This is a genomic window from Microbispora sp. CA-135349 (assembly GCF_050947365.1).
Classification (GTDB): Bacteria; Actinomycetota; Actinomycetes; order Streptosporangiales; family Streptosporangiaceae; genus Microbispora.
The window spans coordinates 5,787,058-5,809,773 of the sequence record NZ_CP192001.1; the positions used below are offsets into that span (position 1 = coordinate 5,787,058).

19 protein-coding genes are annotated in these 22,716 nt (G+C 71.3%); 11 read left to right on the plus strand and 8 right to left on the minus strand.

From position 1 onward, the window contains the following. The first annotated feature begins 125 nt into the window (after nucleotides 1-125). On the plus strand, nucleotides 126-2,480 hold the full coding sequence (locus tag ACQPZZ_RS26655; protein WP_432923459.1) for a glycoside hydrolase family 9 protein: 2,355 nt from the start codon (nucleotides 126-128) through the stop codon (nucleotides 2,478-2,480). 169 nt (nucleotides 2,481-2,649) lie between these two features. Then, nucleotides 2,650-3,051 (plus strand): cellulose binding domain-containing protein, encoded by a 402-nt coding sequence (locus ACQPZZ_RS26660; RefSeq protein WP_432923461.1) that lies wholly within the window; start codon nucleotides 2,650-2,652, stop codon nucleotides 3,049-3,051. 167 nt (nucleotides 3,052-3,218) lie between these two features. Here the strand turns inward: ACQPZZ_RS26660 and ACQPZZ_RS26665 are convergent, their stop codons facing one another. The 3 genes from ACQPZZ_RS26665 to ACQPZZ_RS26675 all read right to left on the minus strand — a co-directional run bounded on the left by ACQPZZ_RS26665 (nucleotide 3,219) and on the right by ACQPZZ_RS26675 (nucleotide 5,909). Beyond that, nucleotides 3,219-3,482: a hypothetical protein gene (locus ACQPZZ_RS26665; protein ID WP_363639056.1), complete on the minus strand. Its 264-nt coding sequence runs from the start codon at nucleotides 3,480-3,482 to the stop codon at nucleotides 3,219-3,221. 134 nt (nucleotides 3,483-3,616) lie between these two features. After that, nucleotides 3,617-5,170 (minus strand): sensor histidine kinase, encoded by a 1,554-nt coding sequence (locus tag ACQPZZ_RS26670; protein ID WP_432923463.1) that lies wholly within the window; start codon nucleotides 5,168-5,170, stop codon nucleotides 3,617-3,619. Nucleotides 5,171-5,180: 10 nt separating this feature from the next. Beyond that, nucleotides 5,181-5,909: a response regulator transcription factor gene (locus ACQPZZ_RS26675; RefSeq protein ID WP_432923465.1), complete on the minus strand. Its 729-nt coding sequence runs from the start codon at nucleotides 5,907-5,909 to the stop codon at nucleotides 5,181-5,183. Between the two features lie 148 nt (nucleotides 5,910-6,057). Here ACQPZZ_RS26675 and ACQPZZ_RS26680 point away from each other — a divergent pair, with 148 nt between their 5' ends. From ACQPZZ_RS26680 to ACQPZZ_RS26690, 3 genes are read left to right on the plus strand one after another with little or no spacing between them, the layout of a single operon-like run. Then, nucleotides 6,058-7,431, plus strand: coding sequence for a ferredoxin reductase family protein (locus ACQPZZ_RS26680; protein ID WP_432923467.1), 1,374 nt, complete (start codon nucleotides 6,058-6,060; stop codon nucleotides 7,429-7,431). 21 nt (nucleotides 7,432-7,452) lie between these two features. Next, entirely contained in the window at nucleotides 7,453-8,025 is a 573-nt protein-coding gene (locus tag ACQPZZ_RS26685; RefSeq protein ID WP_432923469.1) for an FMN-binding protein, read from the plus strand. Continuing rightward, nucleotides 8,022-8,792, plus strand: a complete 771-nt coding sequence (locus ACQPZZ_RS26690) for an FAD:protein FMN transferase (RefSeq protein WP_432923471.1) — start codon at nucleotides 8,022-8,024, stop codon at nucleotides 8,790-8,792. Before ACQPZZ_RS26685 ends, ACQPZZ_RS26690 begins: the two co-directional genes overlap by 4 nt. A 93-nt stretch (nucleotides 8,793-8,885) precedes the next feature. On the opposite strand, the gene ACQPZZ_RS26695 is transcribed toward ACQPZZ_RS26690, so the two are convergent. From ACQPZZ_RS26695 to ACQPZZ_RS26705, 3 genes are all read right to left on the minus strand, one after another. Then, entirely contained in the window at nucleotides 8,886-9,347 is a 462-nt protein-coding gene (locus ACQPZZ_RS26695; protein ID WP_432923473.1) for a hypothetical protein, read from the minus strand. Beyond that, nucleotides 9,340-9,744, minus strand: coding sequence for a hypothetical protein (locus ACQPZZ_RS26700; RefSeq protein WP_432923475.1), 405 nt, complete (start codon nucleotides 9,742-9,744; stop codon nucleotides 9,340-9,342). The genes ACQPZZ_RS26695 and ACQPZZ_RS26700 overlap by 8 nt, the downstream gene beginning before the upstream one ends. A 192-nt stretch (nucleotides 9,745-9,936) precedes the next feature. Beyond that, nucleotides 9,937-11,088, minus strand: coding sequence for an FAD-dependent monooxygenase (locus ACQPZZ_RS26705; protein ID WP_432923477.1), 1,152 nt, complete (start codon nucleotides 11,086-11,088; stop codon nucleotides 9,937-9,939). Between the two features lie 89 nt (nucleotides 11,089-11,177). Between ACQPZZ_RS26705 and ACQPZZ_RS26710 the strand changes: the two genes are divergently transcribed. The 5 genes from ACQPZZ_RS26710 (at nucleotide 11,178) to ACQPZZ_RS26730 (ending at nucleotide 17,208) form a co-directional block, all read left to right on the plus strand. Further along, nucleotides 11,178-11,828, plus strand: coding sequence for a TetR/AcrR family transcriptional regulator (locus ACQPZZ_RS26710; protein WP_432923479.1), 651 nt, complete (start codon nucleotides 11,178-11,180; stop codon nucleotides 11,826-11,828). Between the two features lie 68 nt (nucleotides 11,829-11,896). Then, nucleotides 11,897-12,337 carry a MarR family winged helix-turn-helix transcriptional regulator gene (locus ACQPZZ_RS26715; protein ID WP_432923481.1) on the plus strand — a complete coding sequence of 147 codons (441 nt, stop codon included), beginning with the start codon at nucleotides 11,897-11,899 and terminating at the stop codon, nucleotides 12,335-12,337. Further along, entirely contained in the window at nucleotides 12,334-12,747 is a 414-nt protein-coding gene (locus tag ACQPZZ_RS26720; RefSeq protein ID WP_432923483.1) for a VOC family protein, read from the plus strand. The genes ACQPZZ_RS26715 and ACQPZZ_RS26720 overlap by 4 nt, the downstream gene beginning before the upstream one ends. 411 nt (nucleotides 12,748-13,158) lie before the next feature. Continuing rightward, nucleotides 13,159-16,302 carry an SNF2-related protein gene (locus ACQPZZ_RS26725; protein ID WP_432923485.1) on the plus strand — a complete coding sequence of 1,048 codons (3,144 nt, stop codon included), beginning with the start codon at nucleotides 13,159-13,161 and terminating at the stop codon, nucleotides 16,300-16,302. Continuing rightward, entirely contained in the window at nucleotides 16,303-17,208 is a 906-nt protein-coding gene (locus ACQPZZ_RS26730) for an SWIM zinc finger family protein (RefSeq protein ID WP_432923488.1), read from the plus strand. A 39-nt stretch (nucleotides 17,209-17,247) separates the two neighbouring features. Here the strand turns inward: ACQPZZ_RS26730 and ACQPZZ_RS26735 are convergent, their stop codons facing one another. Together ACQPZZ_RS26735 and ACQPZZ_RS26740 are read right to left on the minus strand one after the other, a co-directional pair. After that, nucleotides 17,248-18,177 (minus strand): diacylglycerol/lipid kinase family protein, encoded by a 930-nt coding sequence (locus ACQPZZ_RS26735; RefSeq protein WP_432923490.1) that lies wholly within the window; start codon nucleotides 18,175-18,177, stop codon nucleotides 17,248-17,250. A 198-nt stretch (nucleotides 18,178-18,375) separates the two neighbouring features. Continuing rightward, nucleotides 18,376-21,132 carry an immune inhibitor A domain-containing protein gene (locus ACQPZZ_RS26740; protein WP_432923493.1) on the minus strand — a complete coding sequence of 919 codons (2,757 nt, stop codon included), beginning with the start codon at nucleotides 21,130-21,132 and terminating at the stop codon, nucleotides 18,376-18,378. A gap of 197 nt (nucleotides 21,133-21,329) precedes the next feature. Here ACQPZZ_RS26740 and ACQPZZ_RS26745 point away from each other — a divergent pair, with 197 nt between their 5' ends. After that, nucleotides 21,330-22,670: an FAD-binding oxidoreductase gene (locus tag ACQPZZ_RS26745; RefSeq protein WP_432923496.1), complete on the plus strand. Its 1,341-nt coding sequence runs from the start codon at nucleotides 21,330-21,332 to the stop codon at nucleotides 22,668-22,670. The last annotated feature ends 46 nt before the right edge of the window (nucleotides 22,671-22,716 follow it).

The following is a 22,716-nucleotide window of genomic DNA, read 5'->3' on the forward strand; positions in this document are numbered from 1 at the left end:
ACCCCCAAGGGAGTGTCCCGTGATCCTCGCCGATCCACGGGACACGACCGACGTAAGCCGGGGCGCGGCGGCGCCTGACCCGCTGCCGCGCCCCCGATCCCCCCACCCATGCGAGGCATACATCCATGCGGCGTACGTTTCCGGCACTGGCGGCGCTGATCCTCTCCACCGCGGTCGTCCCCGCCGCGGTTCCCACCGCGGCTTCCGCGGCCCCGGCGTTCAACTACGGCGAGGCGTTGCAGAAGTCGCTGTTCTTCTATGAGGCCCAGCAGTCCGGCACGCTGCCGTCCACCAACCGCGTCACCTGGCGCGGCGACTCGGCTCTCAACGACGGCAAGGACGCCGGCCTGGACCTGACCGGCGGCTGGTTCGACGCGGGCGACCACGTCAAGTTCGGCCTGCCGATGGCGTTCAGCACGACGATGCTCGCGTGGGGCGCGGTGGACTACCGCGACGCCTACGCCTCGTCGGGGCAGCTCACGTACCTGCTGAACAACCTGCGCTTCGTCAACGACTACTTCGTCAAGGCCCACCCTTCCCCGAACGTCCTGTACGGCCAGGTGGGCAGCGGCAACGCCGACCACGCCTGGTGGGGGGCGGCCGAGGTGCTGCCGATGAGCCGGCCCTCGTACAAGATCGACTCCTCCTGCGCCGGGTCCGACCTGGCCGGTGAGACGGCGGCCGCGATGGCCGCGTCCTCGATCGTCTTCCGGCCCACCGACCCGTCGTACGCCGACAAGCTCCTCACCCACGCCAAGCAGCTCTACACCTTCGCCGACACCGTGCGGGGCAAGTACAGCGACTGCATCACCGACGCGGCCAACTTCTACAAGTCCTGGAGCGGCTACAACGACGAGCTGGTGTGGGGGGCCATCTGGCTCTACCGCGCCACCCAGGACGCCTCCTACCTGGCGAAGGCCGAGTCGTACTACGCCAACCTCGGCACCGAGTCGCAGTCGACCACCAAGTCGTACAAGTGGACGATCGCCTGGGACGACAAGTCGTACGGCTGCTACGCGCTGCTGGCGAAGCTGACCGGCAAGCAGCAGTACGCCGACGACGCCAACCGGTGGCTCGACTGGTGGACGGTCGGCGTCAACGGGCAGAGGGTGAACTACTCCCCCGGCGGCCAGGCCGTGCTCGACACGTGGGGCTCGCTGCGTTACGCCGCCAACACCGCGTTCGTCGCGCTCGACTACAGCGACTGGCTGACCGACGCCACGCGCAAGGCCCGCTACCACGACTTCGCGGTGCGGCAGATCAACTACGCGCTCGGCGACAACCCGCGCAAGTCGTCGTACGAGATCGGTTTCGGGAACAACCCGCCGCGCAACCCGCACCACCGGACCGCGCACGGCACCTGGACCAACAACCACGACGGCGAGCCGGCGCAGAGCAGGCACATCCTGTACGGCGCGCTGGTCGGCGGGCCCAAGTCGGCCGACGACGCCTACACCGACAGCCGGGCCGACTACACGATGAACGAGGTCGCCACCGACTACAACGCCGGCTTCACCAGCGCGCTCGTGCGGCTGTACAAGGAGTACGGCGGCACCCCGCTGGCGAACTTCCCGGTCGCGGAGACCCCCGACGGCCCGGAGATCTACCTCCAGGCGGCGGTCAACGCCAGCGGCCAGAACTTCACCGAGATCAAGACGATGGTCTACAACCACTCGGCCTGGCCCGCCCGCGCGCTGACCGACGGGTCGTTCCGCTACTACTTCACCCTCGACGGCGACACCACGCCGAGCCAGATCACGCTGACGGCGAACTACAACCAGTGCAAGCCGCCGACCGGGCCGACGCAGTTCTCCGGCAAGGTCTACTACGTCACGATCGACTGCTCCGGGCAGACCATCGCCCCGCAGGGGCAGTCGGAGTCGCGGCGTGAGGTGCAGTTCCGCATCGCCAGCTCCGGCTCGTGGGACCCGTCGAACGACTGGTCCTACACCGGGGTGTCGACGACGCCCTCCACGCCGGTGACGGTGCAGAACATGACGCTGTACTCGGGATCCACCAAGATCTGGGGCAACGCGCCCGGGACCGAGGCGTCCCCGTCCCCGTCGCCGTCGGTCTCCCCGTCGGTCTCCCCGTCCGCGTCGCCCTCGGCCTCGCCCGACGTGTCGCCCTCGCCGAGCCCGGCGGTCTCACCGTCGCCCTCGCCGTCCCCGGTGACCGGCAAGGCGTGCACCGCGACGTACAAGGTCACCAACTCGTGGCAGGGCGCCTTCCAGGCGGACGTCACCGTACGCAACTCGGGCACGTCGGCCATCTCCGGGTGGACGGTGGGCTGGACGTTCCCGAACGGCCAGACCGTCTCCCAGCTGTGGAGCGGCACCGTCAGCCAGAGCGGGTCGAACGTCACGGTGAAGAACCTGTCCTGGAACGGCAGCCTGGGCTCCGGCGCCACCACGAGCTTCGGCTTCACCGGCACCGGCTCGGGCACCGCACCGTCGTCCGTCACCTGCACCCCCGCGTAGCCCGCTTCCGGGCTCGCCCCAGACGCCCGCCTTCCCCAGACGGACCCCTCTTTGGGGAAGGCGGGCATCCACATCGGCCCGCCGGCGACGCGGCCGGCGACGCGTTCGAGGACAACGGCACGATCCGGCGTCCCGGTGAACGGCCGGGCAGCGCGAGAAAGGGAGATCGATGATCAAAGCGACGATCGCCGCGGCGGCCCTGGTCCTGGCGTCCGCGGGGGTGACCGCCCTCCCGGCCGCCGCGGACTCGCTCGGCTGCACGGCGACGTACACGATCACCACGGTGTGGGGCGGTTCGCAGAGCCAGGGCGCGCTCGCGCAGGTGACCGTGCACAACAGCGGGTCGTCGGCGATCAAAGGCTGGCGCGTGGGGTGGCGTTACACCGACGGCACCGTCGTCGCCCAGGTCGGGGGAGCCGTGCCACTCCCGGTGATCGGCCTGCCTGGCGTCTACGCGTTCGGCAACGAGAGCTACAACGGCGACATTCCAATGGGCGGCTCGACCGTCTTCGGCCTCATGACCACCGGGGGCGGCGGCAGAGCTCCCAGCGTCACCTGCACCCCCGCCTGATCCGCCCGCGCGCGGACTCTCCCCACCCGCGCGGGGACGGCCCGCCTGGGCCGGACACGGACGATCCCCCGGGACACCCTCCCGGGGGATCGTCTTTTCTCGTTATACGAACCGAACGCGACCGGGCGGATCACACCACGCCATGCCGATCATCGGGCCCACACCGGTCACCAGGCCTCCGGAGGCAGGTTCACATCGCCGACGCGGTCGTAGATAACGGTCTCGTCCGCCAGCCTGACGACCACCACGCGGCGGGCGAGTCCCGCCCTCTCCAGCGCCTTCGCCGACTCCACGGCGTTCTTCGCATAGTGGTAGCGGTCACGGCTACCGGTGAACGGGCTCTCCCTGTCACACCTGACCTCGTAGCGGTCATCCGGCCAAGGGTGGACAAGCCCGTCACTGGTGCGGCGCTCGGTAGCGGTCGCGGTCATTGCAACACCTCTCTTGTCGCGGAGGGACCTCCGCTCAGAAAGACCCCCCTGCCCCCCCAACGCCTAAGTATTCCTCATATGCAACGTTTGTTTCACGGCACCCCCTCGAACAGGTGGGCGAGGACAGCACGATGTCACGCGGCGGGCAGCCTCACGCGGAACGCGGTGCGGCCGGGGCGGCTCTCGACGTCGGCGGTGCCGCCGTGGGCCGCCACCACCGCCCGCACGATCGCGAGCCCCAGGCCGCTGCCGCCCGAGGCGCGGGTGCGGGCCTTGTCCGCGCGGACGAACCGTTCGAAGATCTCGCCCCGCAGCTCCTCGGGGATGCCGGGCCCGTCGTCGGTCACGGTCAGCTCGACCGTGTCCTGCCCCGGAGGTCCCGATACCCGAGGACCCGGTGCCTGATGACCCGGTGCCTGATGACCCGGTGCCCGAGGAGACAGTGCGACGGTGACGGTCGTTCCGGGCGGGGTGTGCGCGCGGGCGTTGCCCAGCAGGTTGGCCACCACCTGGTGAAGCCGGTCGGGGTCCCCTGGCACGGTGACCGGCTCTTCCGGCAGATCGAGCCTCCAGCGGTGGTCCGGCCCGTAGGCGCGGGCGTCGCCGGTGGCGTCGATGACCAGGCGGGTGAGGTCGACCTCCTCGCGGGCCAGCGGCCGGCCGGCGTCGAGCCGGGCCAGCAGCAGCAGGTCGTCCACGAGAGTGCCCATGCGGGCCGACTCGGCGTCGATGCGTTCCAGGGCGTGCCGTACGGCGCCGGGGACGGCCTCCTCGTCGCGGCGCGCGAGTTGCACGTGGGCGCGGACGGTGGCGAGCGGAGTGCGCAGTTCGTGGCTGGCGTCGGCGGCGAAGGTGCGCATCCGCTGCTCGCTGGCGTGCCGGTGGGCGAGCGCCCGCCCCACGTGGCCGAGCATGCGGTTGAACGCCTCCCCCACCTGGCCGATCTCGGTGCGGGGGTCCTCGTCGGGCACTCCGTCGGGCAGGGCCACCTCGCCGTCGGCCAGCGGCAGGCGGGCCACCCGCCGGGCCGTCGCCGCGACCCGGTCCAGCGGGCGCAGCGACAGCCTCACCCAGACGGCCCCGGCGATCCCGGTCACGAGCACGACGACGGCGAACACCCCGATCTCAGCCATCTGCAGGCGCCGGACGGTGGTCCGCACGTCCTTCAGCGGCAGCCCGGTGACGAGCGACTCCCCCTCGGAACTGCGCACGGCCATGACCCGGTAGTGACCGAGGCCGCCCGAGGACAGGTCCAGCGTGTGCCCGAGCCCGTCGGGCGGGACGGCGGCCAGCGCCTTCTGGTCCGCGGCCGACAGCACCGGGTCGGCCCGGCTCACCACGGCGGGCACCCCCACCCGTCCGTCCCGCACGAGCACGCCCAGCGTGCCGGGCGCCTGCCCGCGCGAGTCCCCGCGCTGGCCGTACGGGTCGCGCGGGTATCCGTGCTCGCGCGCCTCGTGCTCCTCGTGGGCCAGGCTCGCCGCGAACCGCCCGGCCGTCATGGACAGCTGCTGGTCCAGTCGTTCGACCATGAACCGTTCGAGCAGGAGGGACGAGGCCGCCCCGGCCGCCGCGCAGGCGAGCACGAGCAGCACCAAAGTGCCCACCACCAGCCGGCCCCGCAGCGTCGTCGGCGCCAGGCGAAGGCGGCGGGGGCGCCGGGCTCTCGCCCGCGACGGCCCGGTCACGGCACTGCGATCACGGTCGCAGGACGTATCCCACGCCCCGCACCGTGTGGATCAGCGGCCGCCGGCCCGCGTCGATCTTCTTGCGCAGGTAGCTGATGTACAGCTCGACCACGTGCGCCTGCCCGCCGAAGTCGTACGACCAGACGCGGTCGAGGATCTGCGCCTTGCTCAGCACGCGCCGGGGGTTGCGCATGAGGAAGCGCAGCAGCTCGAACTCGGTCGGCGTGAGCTCGACCAGGTCTCCGTCCCGGGTCACCTCGCGGGCGTCCTCGTCCATCGTCAGGCCGCCCACCATCAGCCGGTCGCCCTCGGCGCTGCGCGCCATGCCGGCGCGGCGCAGCAGCCCGCGCAGCCGGGCGAGCACCTCCTCCAGGCTGAACGGCTTGGTCACGTAGTCGTCCCCGCCCGCGGTGATGCCGGCGATGCGGTCCTCCACGGCGTCGCGCGCGGTCAGGAACAGCACGCACACGTCCGGGGCCTCGGCGCGCAGGCGGCGCAGCACCTCCAGCCCGTCGAAGTCGGGCAGCATCACGTCCAGCAGCACCGCGTCGGGCTGGAACTCCCGCGCCTCCCGCACGGCCGACGTCCCGTCGTCCGCCGTGCGCACCTCCCAGCCCTCGTACTTCAGCACCGCGCCGAGGACCTCGACGAGGTCCGGCTCGTCGTCGACCACGAGGACGCGTATGGGGTTTCCGTCGGGACGGACCAGGCCGGGCCGTTCATTCGAAGTCTTACGCATGATGATTCCAGGGTCTCCCCGCTCACCTGGCATCCCCTGTGAGCCACCTCAGAGAATCCTATGAATGATCCGCAGGTGCCCCGGTTCATAGGAAAACAAGAGGTTCGGTTGGCACGGTGAGTCGCGTGAGGACAACGAGGAGGCACGCGTGACCACCACCTTGCCGGGAACAGCGGTGACGACGGGGCGGGCCCACGTGCCGCGCGGAAGCGCGCGTGCCCGGCCCGAGGCCGTCCTGGCGCTCGTCGCGGCGGGAGCGGTCGCGGTCGTCGGCATGTGGTGGGCGAACACGCCCGGCGTCGCGGGGCCGGACGAGTGGCTGACGAACGCGGGACGCATCACCGGGCTGCTCGCCGGATACGCGATCGCCGTGCTGCTGGCGCTGATGGCCCGGGTCCCCGCGCTCGAGCGCGGCGTCGGCTCCGACCGGCTCGCCCGGTGGCACTCGATGGGCGGCCGCTACGTCGTCGGCCTGGCGGTGGCGCACATGCTGCTGATCATCTGGGGCTACGCCCTGACCGACCGCACCGACGTGGTGAGCGAGACGGCGACGCTGAACCTCACCTATCCCGACGTGCTGAAGGCCACCGTCGCGCTGCTGCTCCTGGTGGGCGTCGGTGTCGTCTCCGCGCGCAGGATCCGCCCGAAGCTGCGCTACGAGACGTGGTTCCACCTGCACTTCTACACCTACCTGGCGGCATACCTGGCCTTCGGGCACCAACTGGCCACGGGCGCGGAGTTCGCCGTCGCCCCGGTCGCCCGCACCTGCTGGTACGTCCTCTACTGGGGCGTCACGGCGCTGCTCGTGTGGTATCGCTTCCTGACGCCCGTGCGGCTGGCCGTACGGCACCGCCTGAGGGTCGCCCGGGTGGTGCCGGAGGGACCGGGGGTCGTCTCCGTGTACGTGAGCGGACGGCGCCTGGACCGGCTGCGGGCCGAGCCCGGCCAGTTCTTCCGCTGGCGGTTCCTGACCAGGGACCTGTGGTGGTCCCCCAACCCCTACTCGCTGTCCGCGCCGCCCGGCGCGGCCGAACTGCGGATCACGGTGAAGGATCTGGGCGACCAGAGCCGCTCGCTCGCCGGCCTGCGGCCCGGCACCCGGGTGCTCGCCGAGGGGCCGTACGGCGCGTTCACCGCGAGCGGGCGCCGGGCGCGCAAGGTGCTGCTCGTCGCGGGCGGCGTCGGCATCACCCCGCTGCGCGCGCTGTTCGAGTCGGTGCCGGCCGCCCCCGGCGACCTGACCCTCCTCTATCGCGTACGCGACGAACGCGACCTGGTGTTCCGCGCCGAGCTCGAGGAGATCTCCACGGCGCGCGGCGCGACCCTGCACTACTGCGTCGGCCCCCGGGCCGTGATCGGCGACCCGTTCACGCCCGCGACGCTCGCGGAGCTGGTGCCGGACCTGCCCGGTCACGAGGCGTACGTCTGCGGGCCGGCCGCGATGACGAGCGCCGTCACCGCCGCCCTGCGGGCCGCCGGGGTGCCGGGACGCCGCATTCACCACGAGTCGTTCGAGTTCTGACCATCCCGGATTGGAAGTTCCATGCGCAGAGCCATATCGGCCGTGCTCGCGACCGCCGTCGGTCTCGTGCTGCTGCTGTCGTTCAAGCCCCATGAGATGACCGCGCCGGCCCAGCGCGCCGCCGCCGTCGCCCAGGGCGGCGCCGGGGGGCCGGACGGGAGCGGGGAGGGCCGCGGCGGCGGCTTCTTCGGCCGCGGGCACGACCACGGCGGGTTCGCAGACGGGGACGAGGACGGTTTCGGCGAGGGCGTCCCGGGTTCCTCCGGCTCCGGGTCGGCGTGGACCGGGCCGGGCGCCACCGCGGGCGCCGCCGACGGCGAGAAGACCGTCACCGGCGACTCCGCCGACACCCGATGGGGACCCGTCCAGGTGCAGATCGTGATCTCCGGCGGGAAGCTGGCCGGGGTCAAGGTGCCGGTGGCGCCCGCGAACAACCGCCGCGACATCGAGATCAACAACGAGGCGCTGCCGATCCTCAACGAGGAGGCGCTGTCGGCGCGGTCCGCCGAGATCGACACGGTCTCCGGCGCCACCTACACCAGCAACGGCTACATCCGCTCGCTGCAGAGCGCCATCGACAAGGCCGGGCTGTGACCCGCCACATCGAGCACGTGATGGGCACCGTCTTCTCCTTCGACGTACGCCACTTCAACGGTCGCCACGACGACGAGGCCGGGCCGCGTGTCGCGGCGGCCCTGGCGGAGGCGGTGGCCTGGCTGCACCACGTCGACGAGGTCTTCTCGACCTACAAGCCGGACAGCCCGATCAGCCGGCTGGGCCGGGGCGAGATCACTCTGGCCGGCTGCCCGCCGGAGGTGGCCGGCATCCTTCGCATGTGCGAATCGGTGAGCGACCTGTCCCGCGGTTACTTCACCGCGTACCCGGGCGGCCACCTCGACCCTTCGGCCATCGTCAAGGGCTGGGCGGTCGAACGCGCCTCCGCCGTCCTGCGTGCGGCGGGCCTGCCCGACCACTGCGTGAACGGCGGCGGAGACGTGCGGCTGTCCGGCGCGGCGGCCCCCGGGCGTTCCTGGCGGATCGGCGTCGCCCACCCGCTCCGCCCGGGGGACCTGGCCGCCGTGGTGTCGGGCGACGACCTCGCCGTGGCGACCTCGGGCACGGCCGAACGGGGGGCCCACGTCATCGACCCCCACACCGGCCGGCCCGCGACCGAGCTGGCCTCCGTCACGGTCGTCGGGCCCGACCTCGCCCTGGCGGACGCGTACGCCACCGCCGCCCTCGCCATGGGCGGGGCGGCCAGAGACTGGGTGGAGGAACTGGACGGCTACGAGGCCTTCGCCGTCACCGCCGCAGGCGCCACCTGGCGGACATCCGGCTTCCACGCCGGGGCCGCGACCTGAGCTCGCAGGCCCGTCGCCGCACACCCCGTCGCCGCACACCCCGTCGACGGCGAGGCCGGTGCCGCAGGCCGGCGAGCGATCGCGATCACTTGATCAGCAGGCGGCGGCTAAGGTACCGGCGTTCTGCACGCGGTCCGCTTTGATGTGGATGGCCTGACTGGCAGCCACCTTGGGGGCCTCCACAGGCTGTGCCGCTGCCGTCGGGGCTACATTGAGCTGCGCCGCCTGGACCTCCGCGCTGATCTCAATGCTGTGATCGATCGCCAGTGCCGCGGTGAAGGTGCGCGAGCTCAGGATGTGGTTGAAGAGCCTCTGCAGATCCTCGCCCTTGGACCTCCGGATCGCCTTGCGCTCGGCGCGGTCTATCTTCGCGTACGCCCAGATGTTCGCGTCCTTGGCGTGGCCTTCCAGGCACTCGAAGATGAAGTAGCTGCCACGCTGATGAAGGATCCCTGCGAGTGGAATGTCGTAGTGGTTGAGCACCTTATCGATCTTGGTCGAGTCGGCCGGTCGCCAGGGCTCGGCACCGATACTCAGATGAATCTGATCACTCATCATCACCCTCCCTCCACTCCGGATCTCCAAAGCAGGCGTTGAAGCGATCCCTGTCATCATCTGTCCACGGACGCTTCGAGCCTAGATTCTCCACCGAGACGTGAACCAGGTTCCACGAGTTCGGGGTGAACCTGACGCGAAATAACGCCTCCCTGAGGGTTCCCGCTGTCGCGTATCTCACACCCTCACCGGGGACGGCGGCCGACCGCCTGTTCGGAAAGCAGCGAACGGCTTCATCGACTGTCAGCTTGCCACGCATCAAAGAGACGGCGTTTGCCACCTGCGGTTTTACCGGTTCATCCTTAAATGGCCGACCTTTTACCGGTCGGTCTCTATTGCCGTACCGAGTGAGGATCTCTTCGTCTCCGATCCTCTCCCCACGTCTGAACAGTCGCATGAGGAGAGATGTTAAATCCCGGGCCGGAGCACCTGTAATCAGGACAACACTTTCTGCGATTGTGTGCAGGTCACAGCCATCCAAAATGGTGGATAATTGCCGAGTTTGAACGATCGGTCGCATATCTGCCTATGCAAGAAGCTGCTCCTTCCTGCATCCATGCCGTATAAGCATGGACCCACAGACGGCGTGTCATCGGGTGAGGGCGTGCTTGAGGCGTGTGGCGGCGGCCATGGCGGGCCACAGGCGGGTGGCCAGGTTCCGGGCGAGGATGCCGCCCCGCGTCGCGGGGACGAGCAGCGCCGACGCCTGCGCGACGTTGCGCTGCTTGGGTTCCACCAGGCGCCGGTGCGCGGCCTCGTACGCGCGGAACACCGCACCGGGGTCGCCGGGGCGGGCGGCCAGCGCCTCGGCGAGGGTGAACGCCCCCGCCATGGCCAGGGTGGACCCGTCCCCGAACAGCGACACGCAGGACGCGGCGTCGCCGAGGAGCGCGACGCGGCCCTTCCACCAGCGGGGCAGGCGCACCTGGCTGACGGAGTCGAAGTAGAGGTCGCCGGCGGCGCGCACCTGTTCGAGCAGTTCCGGCGCCCGCCAGGACACGTCCGCGAAGGCGTCGGTCAGCATCCGCTTGTGCTGCTCGGTGTCGCGGTGGTCGAAGCCGGGCTCCTCGGGGCTGCGGTAGAGGAAGAACGCGCCCGCGGGCTTGGGATTCACCGCGATCGCCTTGCCGGGCGTGTTGTGCATGAGGATGTCCCGGCCCGCCCCGGCGGCCCCGCCGGCGAGCGGCGCGGTCGCGACGTACAGGCCCATGTGGCGCACGAGCCCGCTCTGCGGTGTCCCCGTCCCCCGGCCGAACGTCAGGCGCCGCGTCACCGAGTGCAGGCCGTCGGCTCCGATCACCAGGTCGAAACGGCGGGGTGCGGAGCGCTCGAAGGTGACGTCCACCCCGTGCCCGTCCTGACCGAGCGCCGTGATGGAGTCGTCGAAGAGGAACTCGGCGTGGTCGCGGCTCGCCTCGTAGAGGATCGACGCGAGGTCGCCGCGCGGCACCTCGACCTCGTCCCTTCTCTGGAAGGCGCGCATGTCCATCCGGCCGACGCGCCGGCCCGCCTCATCGACGAAACTGACCCCGGTCGTGCCGGTGGCGGCCTGGCGTAACCGGGGCATGACACCCATGCGCTCCGCGACCGGGACGGCCGGCCCTCTGACGTCCACCGGGTTGCCGCTGGACCGCGGCTCTCCGCCGCGCTCCACGACCGTGACCTGGAACCCGTGCTTGGCCAGCCAGTAGGCCAGCGTCGGTCCCGCGATCCCGGCCCCGGAGATCAGCACCGTGCTCATGACACACCCCCTAACCGGAGGGTTTTCCTCCGCATGTAAGACGGTATCCTAACCGGAGGAAAATCGTCCATATCCCGCTCGGTGGTGAGGTGGCAGTGGAGAAGGGGCTGCGCGCCGACGCGCGCCGCAACCGGGATCTGATCGTCGCCGCCGCCCAGGACCTGTTCCTGGAACAGGGCGTGGACGTGCCGCTGGAGGAGGTCGCCCGCCGGGCCGGCGTGGGCGTCGGCACCCTCTACCGCCGCTTCCCGGACCGTGATGCACTGCTCCGTGCCGTCGGCGAGGAGAGCCTGCGCCGCCTGGACGACCTCGCGGAGGCCGCCTGGCGTGAGGAGCCCGACGCCTGGCACGCGCTGTGCCGCTTCCTGCGCGGTTCGGTCGAACTACGGCTGGGCGTGCTGCCCGCGAAGCTCGAACCCCACCTCCACCAGGGGATGCGCGCCGGCGCCGACCTGCACGAAATCCGGCAGCGGGTGATCGCCGGGGTCCAGCGGATGACCGAGCAGGCACAGGCGGACGGCGCGCTGCGCGCCGACATCGGCCCCGGCGACATCGCCCTGCTGATGACCCTGCAGGTCTACACGCCGGCGGGCATGCACAACGAACAGGCGATGGGGCGAGTGGTGGAGATCGTGCTGGACGGCCTGCGCGCCGACGGCGGATCACCCCTCCCCGGGACCCCGCTCGACGAGGACGACCTGCACCACTACACCGCCGTACGGCTCCCGCCCGCCCAGTGACGCTCGCGCGATGACGGGCCTCCGGTAGGGGATACCGCACTATTTATTATGCTGGGCATAATAAATGCATGGCGAGTGAAGAGGCCGTCGCGGCGATCCGGTCCTGGACACGGCTCGACCAGGCGATCACCGCGTTCAACCGGCAGGTGGAGGCGCGGTTCGGCGTGACCGGGGCGCAGCTGGCGATCCTCCGGCTGGTGGCCGAGTGGGGGCCGCGGGTGCGTCTGGCCGACCTGCGCGACCGGCTGGTGATGCACCCCGCCACCATCGGCCAGCTCCTGGACCGCCTGGCCGCCCGGCGCCTGGTGGAGCTGACCCCCGATCCCGATGACCGGCGCCGCCGCATCGTGGGCCTGACGCCGGAGGGCCGCCGCGTCGCGGAGGAGGCGCCGCTGGTCGGTCCGGTGCGGCTGCGCCACGCTCCTGCAGACGCCGGACGGCTGCGCCGGTTGGCGGCCGCCCTCGACGACGCGGTCGTCCTGTTCGGACTGGAGGATTACGCCACATGACTCCGCCTGAGAGCGGCATCACGGTGCTCGGCGTCGACAACATCCTGTTCACCGTCGGTGACCTGAACGAGGCCGTGGAGTTCTACACCGCGCTCGGTCTTCCGCTCGCCTTCCGGATGGACGAGCCCGGCATCGCGCTGTTCCGGCTGGGCGGCGAGCCGGCGGGGCTGCTCGTACGCCGCGGTGAGATCTCCGCGGCGGCGGGTTCCGGCGAGGGGCGGCCGCGGCTGTGGCTGGAGGTGGCCGACGCCCGGGTCACCGCGCGGACCCTGCGGGAGACGGGTGTCGCCGCCCTCGCCGACCCCTTCCCGGTCGCGACCGGATGGACCGTCGAGGTCGCCGATCCCTGGGGCAACGTGGTCGGCTTCACGGACTACACCACCATGCCCGAGCGGGGCCGCGGCGCCTGACGCCGTCCCGCTCGTGCGCGGGAGCGGGCGAGCAAAGTCGCGCGCTGTCGCGACCAGCCCGTTCCAGCCGTGCCGTCATGCCCGGCGATGTGGCGCGAACCGGCCGGTCGTAGTTCAGCGCCCCGTCGCGGTGCGATCTACTAAGCAGTCGGTAACTCATGACAGATTCCGCCCGGCGAAGGCGCGCTGCTCGGCCTTCCACTGCTCGGTCGGTCTGCTGTCAACCTGCTGATCACCAGTGCGGACAGGCTGGAGCTCGACACCGCTCCCGGCAGCGCCGGCAACTCGCGGTCGGCGTGGATCGCACCCGGGACTGCCGCTGCCGCGGCGAGCCTGGGTCGACCGCTGACGACACGCGGCCTGCAGTGCCGGAACCGCTGCTAGCGTTCCGAGATAGCAGGAGGAGACGGAATGCTCGTGATACACGGAGGCTGGGACGCCGGCCGCCTCGTGCTCTGGGCGGAGGACGCGGCCGGCGCGGAGCCCGGTGTCTCCCGCGCCGAGGTGCGCCCCCACCCCTTCGCCGTCCCGGCGAGCACCCTGGCCGCGGAGCTGTCGCGCTGGGGGGACGCGACGACCGAGGCGGCGGGCAAGGCCGTGTCCGGCGAAGCCGTGCTGCTGCTGCCGAGTTCGGCGACGAGTCCCCTCCCTTCCCCGGAGACCGGCCTGCGGATCACCGCGCGCCGCCCGAGGATAAGTCCATGGCGGGTGCCCGCGCTGCTGGTCGAGCCGGGGCCCGCGCTGCGCCTGCTGACGGAGACGTTCGAGCCGCCACCCGTCGCCGGGCCGTCCCTGCGCTATCTGGCGGTCGTCGCCGCCCACGCCCGTGACCTGGTGCGGCGCGGCCGGGTGCTGCCCCAGCTCGTCGCCGAGGACGGCGGCTACGCCGCGCGCTGGCGGCCGGTGGTGAGCGGCCCGCACGCCGACCGCTTCCGGGAGCTCGCCGCCGCGATGCCGCCGGTCTGCCGGGCCGTGGGCGAGGAACGCCCCTCGGCCCACGTGCTGATCGAGGCGCTTGCGGGCCTGGCCGACGCCGCCGTACGGCAGGCCCTGCCCGAGCGTCTGCTGGGCGGGCACCATCCCGGGCGGCGCGGTCCCCTGGCCGACCGCTGGACGGTGGCGCTCACCGGTGACACGGCGGCCCTTCCCGGAGTGCGCGAGCAGGAAGCGAAGACGCTGGCCCGGCCGCTGGAGGACTGGTTCAGGGCCGCCCACCAGCTCGACGGCCCGGTCAAGGTCTGCTTCCGTCTCGTCGAGCCCCTCCTGACCGAGGAGCACCCCGGGCAGGATGCGACCGCGGGCCAGGAGATGGCGGCCGAGCCCGCCGCGGCCCACGCCACCGCACCTCGCGGCCTGGCCGGAGCGGGCGCCGATCCCCCCGCGCAGGCAGAGACGACGGCCCCGCCGGACGCCGGAGGCTGGCGGGTGGAGTTCGCCCTCCAGTCGGCCGAGGATCCGAGCCTCTATCTGCCCGCTCCCCTGCTCTGGGCGGGCGAGACCATGCCGGGCCTGCCCGGCCGTCCCGACGAGGCCCTGCTGACCGGCCTCGGCCGGGCCGCCCGCCTCTACCCGAAGATCGACGACGCGCTCCGGCAGGCCCGGCCGGCGCACGTCGACCTCGACGTGCAGGGGGCCTTCCATTTCCTCCGCCATGCCGCGCCGCTTCTCCAGTCGGCCGGGTTCGGCGTGCAGCTGCCCGCGTGGGCGGGCCGCACCAGGCTCGGCCTGAAGCTCACCACGCGTTCGCGCTCCGGGCCGGGGGCCGCCGCCGCCCAGGGGTTCGGGCTGGCGCAGCTCGTCGACTTCCGGGCCGAGCTGGCCGTCGGCGACGAGACGATCGGCGAGGAGGAGCTGGCCGAGCTGGCCCGGCTCAAGGTGCCGCTGGTCCGGCTGCGCGGCCAGTGGGTCGAGCTGGACGCCCGGCAGCTCGGGGCCGCGCTGAAGGCGGTGGAGCGGCGCGGTTCGGGGCAGACGACGGTCGGCGAGATCATCCAGGAGGTGGTCCACGGCGGGGATGACGACCTTCCACTGGTCGCGGTGGACGCCGACGGCCTGCTCGGCGACCTGCTGTCCGGCGAGGCCGATCGCCGTCTCGAACCCGTCGCGACCCCGGCCGCCTTCCACGGCACGCTGCGGCCCTACCAGGAGCGCGGCCTGGCCTGGCTCACCTTCATGTCCCAAATCGGGCTTGGCGGCATCCTTGCGGACGACATGGGATTGGGCAAGACCGCCCAGACGCTGTCGCTTCTGACGAAAGAGCGTGAGTCGGGCGAGCCAGTAGAGGCGACGTTGCTGGTGTGCCCGATGTCGCTGCTCAGCAACTGGCAGAAGGAGGCCGCCCGTTTCGCGCCGTCGCTGGACGTCTATCTCCACCACGGCACGGCCCGTCTGCGCGGTGAGGAGCTGGCCGAGCGGGTCGCCGCCGCCGACCTCGTCCTCACGACGTACGGCACGGCGTTGCGCGACCGCGACGTCCTCGCCGGGTTCACCTGGGCCCGGGTCGTCTGCGACGAGGCCCAGGCCATCAAGAACGCCGCCGCCCGGCAGGCCCAGGCCGTGCGCTCGCTCCCGGCGCGGACGCGGCTGGCGCTGACCGGTACGCCGGTGGAGAACCACCTGGCGGAGCTGTGGTCGATCATGGAGTTCTGCAACCCCGGCCTGCTCGGATCCGCGAGGGTTTTCCGCGACCGCTATCAGGAGCCGATCGAACGGCGGGGCGACGAGGCGGCGACCGCCGCGCTCAGGCGGGTCACGGCCCCGTTCGTACTGCGGCGCCTCAAGACCGACAAGACGATCATCTCCGATCTGCCGGACAAGATGGAGATGAAGGTCTGGTGCACGCTCACCCCGGAGCAGGCGAGCCTCTACCAGGCGGTGGTCGAGGACATGATCGGCAGGATCGCCGGCAGCGAGGGCATCGAGCGGCGCGGGAACGTCCTGGCCGCGATGGCCAAGCTCAAGCAGGTCTGCAACCACCCGGCCCACCTGCTCAAGGACGGCTCCCGGCTGGCGGGCCGCTCGGGGAAGCTGGCCCGGCTGGAGGAGCTGGCCGAGGAGATCCTCAGCGAGGGCGACAAGGCGCTGGTCTTCACGCAGTACGCCGAGTTCGGCTCGATGCTGCAGCCCTACCTGGCGGCTCGTCTCGACCGTCCGGTGCTGTGGCTGCACGGAGGGCTGCCGAAGAAGACGCGCGACGCGCTGGTGGAGCGGTTCCAGACCGAGGACGAGCCGATGATCTTCCTCCTGTCGCTCAAGGCCGCCGGCACGGGGCTGAACCTCACCGCCGCCAACCACGTCGTGCACGTGGACCGGTGGTGGAACCCGGCCGTGGAGGACCAGGCCACCGACCGGGCGTTCCGCATCGGGCAGACCCGCGACGTGCAGGTCAGGAAGTTCATCTGCGCGGGGACCCTGGAGGAGCGGATCGACGAGATGATCGAGCGCAAGAAGGCCCTGGCCGGCAGCGTCGTCGGGACGGGCGAGGACTGGATCGCCGAGCTGTCCACGGCGGAGCTGCGCGAGCTGTTCCGCCTGTCCCCCGAGGCGGTGAGCTGAATGCCCGTCGGCCCGGACGGCTGGTTCGAGGCCGCGCGGCCCATCAGGGTCGAGGGCGGCATCAGGGCACGCTCGAAGCGGGGGACGATCGGCGAGCAGTGGTGGTCGCGGCGGTTCGTCGACATCCTGGAGCGCGTCTGCGACCCGGGCAGGCTGAGCCGGGGCCGCGCCTACGCACGGCGCGGCCAGGTGCTCGATCTCGACCTCGGCCCCGGGCTGGCGAAGGCCCGGGTGCAGGGCTCCCGTCCGGAGCCGTACGACGTGCGCGTGCGGATCACGGCGTACGGCGCGGACGAGTGGGCGGGGCTGACCGCGGCGCTGGGCGCACAGGCCCTGCACCGCGCGAAACTGCTCGCCGGAGAGATGCCGCCGGAGGTCGAGCAGGTCTTCGACGCGTGCGGGCTGCCGCTGTTCCCGGGCGAACGCGGGCTGGACATGGACTGCTCCTGCCCCGACTGGGGATTCCCCTGCAAGCACCTGTCCGCGGTGCTCTACCTGCTGGCCGAGGCGTTCGACGAGGATCCGTTCCTGGTGCTGGCCTGGCGGGGCATGGCCAGGGACACCCTGCTCGACGCCCTCCGCCACATCGGCGGGCAGGGTGGCGGCCACGGCCACGGCGAACAGGTCGCCGGCGGGCCGGACCCAGGTGAGCCGGGGGACGGCGGCGCGACGCCGGGGCTTCTCGACGTGGCCGACGTCCCGTTCGCCGGGCGTCTCGGCGACTTCTACGAGCCGGGCGTCCCGGCGGCCCGTCTCGGCCCGCCGGCCGATCCCGGGTCGCCTCCCGACCTGCTGTTGCGCGCGCTGGACCCGCCGCCGGTCAAGGCCAGGCACATTCCGCTCCTCGACCTGCTGCGGCCCGCGTACCGGAGGTTCGCGGCCGAGGAAGACGAAGCGGCCGGATGAGGGCAAGCGGCCGGATGAGACGAGGCGGCCGAATGAGGATCAGGTGTCCTCGAAGCTCTGCGGGACCATGACCCGGACGCCGTTCGGGACGGTCCTGAGCACGAGCGGGGTGCACAGCCGCACCTCGCCGTCGATGTCGGCCGCCAGCGGCGGGTCGGTCTCCAGCAGCATCTCCTGGCCGGTCACGAACGGGCCGCCCGCGAGACTGGTCCACTTGCCGGTGGTCGCCCGTACGAGGGTCTCGCCGAGCAGCCGCAGCCGCTTGCCCGAGCCGAGCTGGTAGGCCACCAGCTTGCGGTTGTCGATGCTGACGTCCCTGGCGATCTGCCACCCACCGTGGAAGCGGCCGTTGGCGATGTTGAGCTGGTGGGTCAGCAGCTCGTGGCGTTTGCCGTCCACCGTGATGTAGGCGCGGAACGGCCGGTGCCGGGGCAGGATCGTGAGCGCGGTCAGCGGGTAGGCCGCACGGCCCAGCATCCGCTTGACCCACGGCTTCACAGTGCCCGCCACCTCGACCGAGACGCCGAAGCTCGCGAGGTTGGCGAAGGGCCGGTCGCCGCAGATCCCGAGGTCGATGTCGGCCACCTTGCCCTCGCCGAACACGCCGATCGCGCCCGCCAGGTCGAGCGGCAGCCCGAGGCTGCGGGCGAAGTTGTTGGTGGTGCCCAGCGGCAGCACGCCGAGTGCGACGTCGCGGCCGGCCACGTGCCTGATCGAGCTGCTCAGCGTGCCGTCGCCGCCGCCGACCACGAGCAGGTCGGGCCGCGGTTCGAGCGCCCGGGCGATGACGTCGCGCAGCCGTGACGGGTCGGTCACCGGATGGATGCCGGTGAGCCGGAAGTCCCGCTCCCGCAGCAGCCGCACCACCTCGGCGTAGCGGCGGCGGCCTCGCCGGGACTTGGTGTTGACGACGACGGCGGCCCTGCGCTCCCGATGGATGGCCGCGGTGTGATCCGCCTTGCTCCGCACGCTCACATGCTAGGGGCCGCCGGGCGCGGGCGCGCATGAGCGTGCCCGGCGGCCGTCCGGGCGGACGGCGGCCGGGCACGGGGACCGCCGGGAGGCGAGGTCACCTCCCGGCGGTCACTGCCGGCGCGTCACTTCGCGCGGTCGCCTTCCCGCCGGCCGGTTCCGGCGGTCAGTTCTCTGCGGTTACTTCTCTGGTGGTCACTTCTTGGCCGGGGTGACCTGGACGATCGCGCCCAGGTTGGCCGGAAGCGGGCTGATCAGCTTGATCTGCACGCCGAGCTGCTTACCCTCGTCACCGGGGTTGCCGGTGCCGAGGATCGCGCCGCCGATGTCGGTGCCGTACAGCTCCGTCGCCGGGGTGCCGTCGGCGTGGACGACCCGGGTCGAGTACATCTGGTTGCCCTTTGACGGGACGACGGCCGAGGAGTCACGCTGGCGGTAGTAGAGGCTGCCGTCGCGGACCTCCAGGCCGGGGTACCAGCCCTTGGCGTCCGTGAACGTCGTCACCGCGGCCTGCTTGCCGAACGAGGTGCAGTACTCCGTGAACGGCTCGCCCTCGACGCACTCCTTGAACGGGTAGGTGCCGGCGAAGTTGAACGCCGCGTTGGACGACTGCGGGCGGGACTGCAGGTTCTTCAGCGTGCTCGGGTCGTGCGCGGCCGCGTCGCCCGTACGGCGCAGCGGGTCGAAGTGCGAGTCCACGATGAGGAGCTCGCCCTTCGGGCCCACCGACGGCAGGTCGAACGTGCGGCCCGAGACGTCGTTGTTGGCCACGGAGGTGTCGCGGTACCACACGAGCAGGCCGGGGGCGTTGTACTTGAGCTTCTCCACCTTCCAGGCGCCGTCGCGCAGCCAGGTCGAGTCGTAGGCGTACTGCAGGCCCTTGTCGAACCCGTCGAAGTTGCGCCACTCGGCCAGGTAGTACTGCGCCGCCTGCTCCTGGCCGGAGTGGATGACCCACCCGGCGCCGCTGCTGTCGGTGAACGTGCCCTTGGTGGCCGTCCAGCCGTTGGCGCCGCCCTCGACGTCGTCGGTCCAGACCGCGGTGGCGCCGTTGTTCAGCGAGAAGTCGTCGTTGAACCAGCCGCGCTGCACGGACGCCGCGTCCGTGTTGTAGCGCAGGCGGATCTGGACGGACTTGCCCGCGAACGGCGCGAGGTCGACGTAGAGGTGGTGCCAGCCGCCGCTCTCACCGGTGAGGCCGTACTTCTTGTTGCCGTAGTCCTTCAGCCGGCCGTTGGGGTCGGTGTAGTCGTCGCCGGTGCTGGCGAGGCTGCCGTCCTCGTTGTAGATCTTCTGCTCGGTCCAGGTGGCGCCGCCGTCGGCGGAGACCTCGAAGAAGCCGAAGTCCCAGTCGGCCTCGATGCCCCAGTCGCTCCACCACCGGAACTTCACGTCCGTCCCGGCCGGGACGTCGACGGTCCTGCTCAGCTTGTTGTCGGCCCAGTCCTGGTCGCTGTTGGACCACCACAGGTTCGACCCGCTGTGCGGGGTGGACATGATGTTCAGCTTGTCCGGCAGGTTGATCCGGATGCCGTCCTCGGTGCCCTTCGGCGTACGCGAGGTCTGCCCGACCGCCACGAGCTGGTTCTTGCCACCCTGCTCGATGACCTTCGGGTTGGCCCAGCCGAGCACCCACTTGTCCCACAGGCCCATGTGGGTGGGCAGGGACTGGAAGATCGGCCCGGAGTGCGAGCCGCTCGACATCAGGTCCCAGAAGTCGACGTCGGAGTCGCCGGCGCCGGTGGTGTCGTACAGGTCCGGCAGGCCGAGGTCGTGGCCGTACTCGTGGGCGAACACGCCCACGCCGGAGTCCTCGGGCTGGAGGATGTAGTTGGAGATCTTGGTGCTCGTGCCCGGGATGGTGTAACCGCCGGCCACGTCGCTGGAGTGGGCCCACAGCGAGAACGTGCCCTCGTTGCCGCCGCCGCCCGACTTGTCCTCACCGGCGTGGATCAGCACGAGGTGGTCGATGACGCCGTCGGGCTCGTCGTAGTTGCCGTCGCCGTCGGCGTCGGAGACGTCCTCCACGTCGTAGCTCGCCCACGGGAAGTTCGGGTTCGACTTCACCAGCGCGTCGACCGCGTCGACCGCGAGCTGGGCGGCGCCCCGCGGGTTGTCCGGGTGGCCGGTCATGTCCTGCGGGTAGGTGTGACACTTGCCCGCGCCGTACCACGCCTCGGAGTGCGGGACCTTGAGCCAGCCGACGGCCTCGCCGGTGACGGTGTAGGCGCCCTTCGACATCTCCTCGTACATGTTCTTCATGGTCGAGCCGGAGATGTCGATGCCCTTCTTGCCGTCCCGGGGATCCTTCAGGTCCGGCCGGACCCGGGTCGTGATCCCCTTCGAGCTGTAGAGCATGTTGTTGTAGTGGGCGGTGTTGAAGTCGGCCACCCACATGGAGTTGTTGTCCTTGCCCCCGCCGGCGGCGGTCGCGGGGTTGGGGATCGTGTTGTGCAGCGGGCCGTTGAGCTTGGTGCCCGGAGGCTCGGTGATGCAGTCGTCGACGTCGTCGATCGTCTTCGGGTGCGACCAGCCGGAGAAGTCGTCGTTGGCCTGGTCGTTGAACTCGACCAGCAGCGTGAGGAGCTTGGCGGTCCGGGTCGTCTTCGCCTTCTTGTAGATGAAGTCGAAGGGGTTCTTGCCGGTCCTGATCGCCTGCTTCTCGTGCTTGGCCAGCACGCGCGCCGCGACGGGGTTGCCGCTGGCGAACTTGTGGTCGACGGCCCGCGCCAGGGCCGCGGTGCGCTGGGCGCCCTTGGCCGGGACCTTCTCCTCGGTCGTGGTGAAGTCGCCCTGCGCGCGCGGCGGCGCATAGTTGATGTAGTGGTCCTTGGCGGAGGGCTGGTAGCCCGCCGTAGGAGCCGCAGCCGCCGCACCGGCCGCGGCCAGACCTCCTGCCGCCAGCCCGAGCGCGGGCACGATCGCGGCGAGACGCCGGATTCTTCTGGACAACGAGATCCCTTCCCGTCCGGGTTCCCCGGACACCCATGCACGGCGCGCCGGGATGAGCGCGCATGCGGGACCTTAAACGAGGGGGTAAAGGGCGGGTAAAGAGGCATCCGGCATGGTTGTCAAAATGTGATCTGTACCGAAAACCGTTAATAATTCCGGATGAGACCCGATACCGAACCGTGCCGTAAAGTCCTCACGTGAACGAGCTGACCTCCGCGCTCGCCGCGGCGCTGCCGGACGGGCGAGTCCTCACCGATCCCGACGTGGTCGACTCGTATGCCAGGGACCGCACGTTCGTGCGGCCCGGCCGGCCGCTCGGCGTGGTCCTCGCGCAGTCGCGCGACGACGTCGTGGCCACGATGCGCTGGGCGAGCGAGCACCGCGTGCCGGTGGTCCCGCGCGGCGCGGGCACCGGCCTCGCCGGCGGGGCGACGGCCGTGGACGGGTGTGTCGTCCTGTCCCTCGCACGGATGACCGCGATCCGTGAGCTGTCGCCGCAGGACGAGATCGCCGTCGTGGAGCCCGGCGTCATCACCGCCGACCTCGACCGGGCGGCCCGCGAGCACGGCCTGATGTACGCCCCCGACCCCTCGTCGTACGAGATCTCGACCATCGGCGGCAACCTGGCGACGAACGCGGGCGGCCTGCGGTGCGTGAAGTACGGCGTGACCCGCGACTCGGCGCTGGGCCTTGAGGTCGTGCTGGCGGACGGCCGGGTACTGAACACCGGCCGCCGCACGATGAAGGGCGTGACCGGCTACGACCTGACCGGCCTGTTCGTCGGCTCGGAGGGCACGCTCGGTGTGATCACGGCCGCGACGCTGCGGCTGCGGCGGGCGCCGCGCGAGACGGCCACGGTCGCCGCCGAGTTCACCTCGCTGCGCGACGCCGCGGCGGCCGTGTCGGCGATCGTCGCCGCGGGCTGTCAGCCCTCGCTGCTCGAACTCATGGACCGCACGACGCTGCAGGCCATCGACGACTGGAAGAACATCGGGCTGGAGCCGTCCACCAGGGCGATGCTCATCGCCCAGGCGGAGGGCGCGGCGGACGAGATGGCCGACCTGTGCGCGGCCGCCTCGTTCGTCGCGGTCTCCTCCACCCCGGAGGAGGCGGCCGAGCTCATCGGCATCAGGCGCCTGGCCTACCAGGCCAAGGAACGGCTGGGCCAGTGCCTGGTCGAGGACGTGTGCGTGCCCCGGTCGGTGCTCCCCGAGATGATCACCAAGATCGAGGAGGTCGCGGTCCGGCACGGCGTCATGATCGCGACGGTCGCGCACGCGGGGGACGGCAACCTGCACCCGGTGTTCGTGTTCGACCGGGGCCTGGCCGAGCCGCCGGAGGAGGTCTGGGCCGCGGCCGACGAGGTCTTCCGTGCCGCACTCGGTCTCGGCGGCACGCTGACCGGCGAGCACGGCGTCGGCCTGCTGAAGAAGCGCTGGCTGAGCCTGGAAACCGGCCCGGTGGCGGCCGAACTGCACCATGGCATCAAGCAGGTGTTCGACCCGCTCAACATCCTCAACCCCGGTAAGGCCATCTGACCACTGGTAGCGTTTGCCTCCATTGTCAAGGATCAGGGGTAATCGG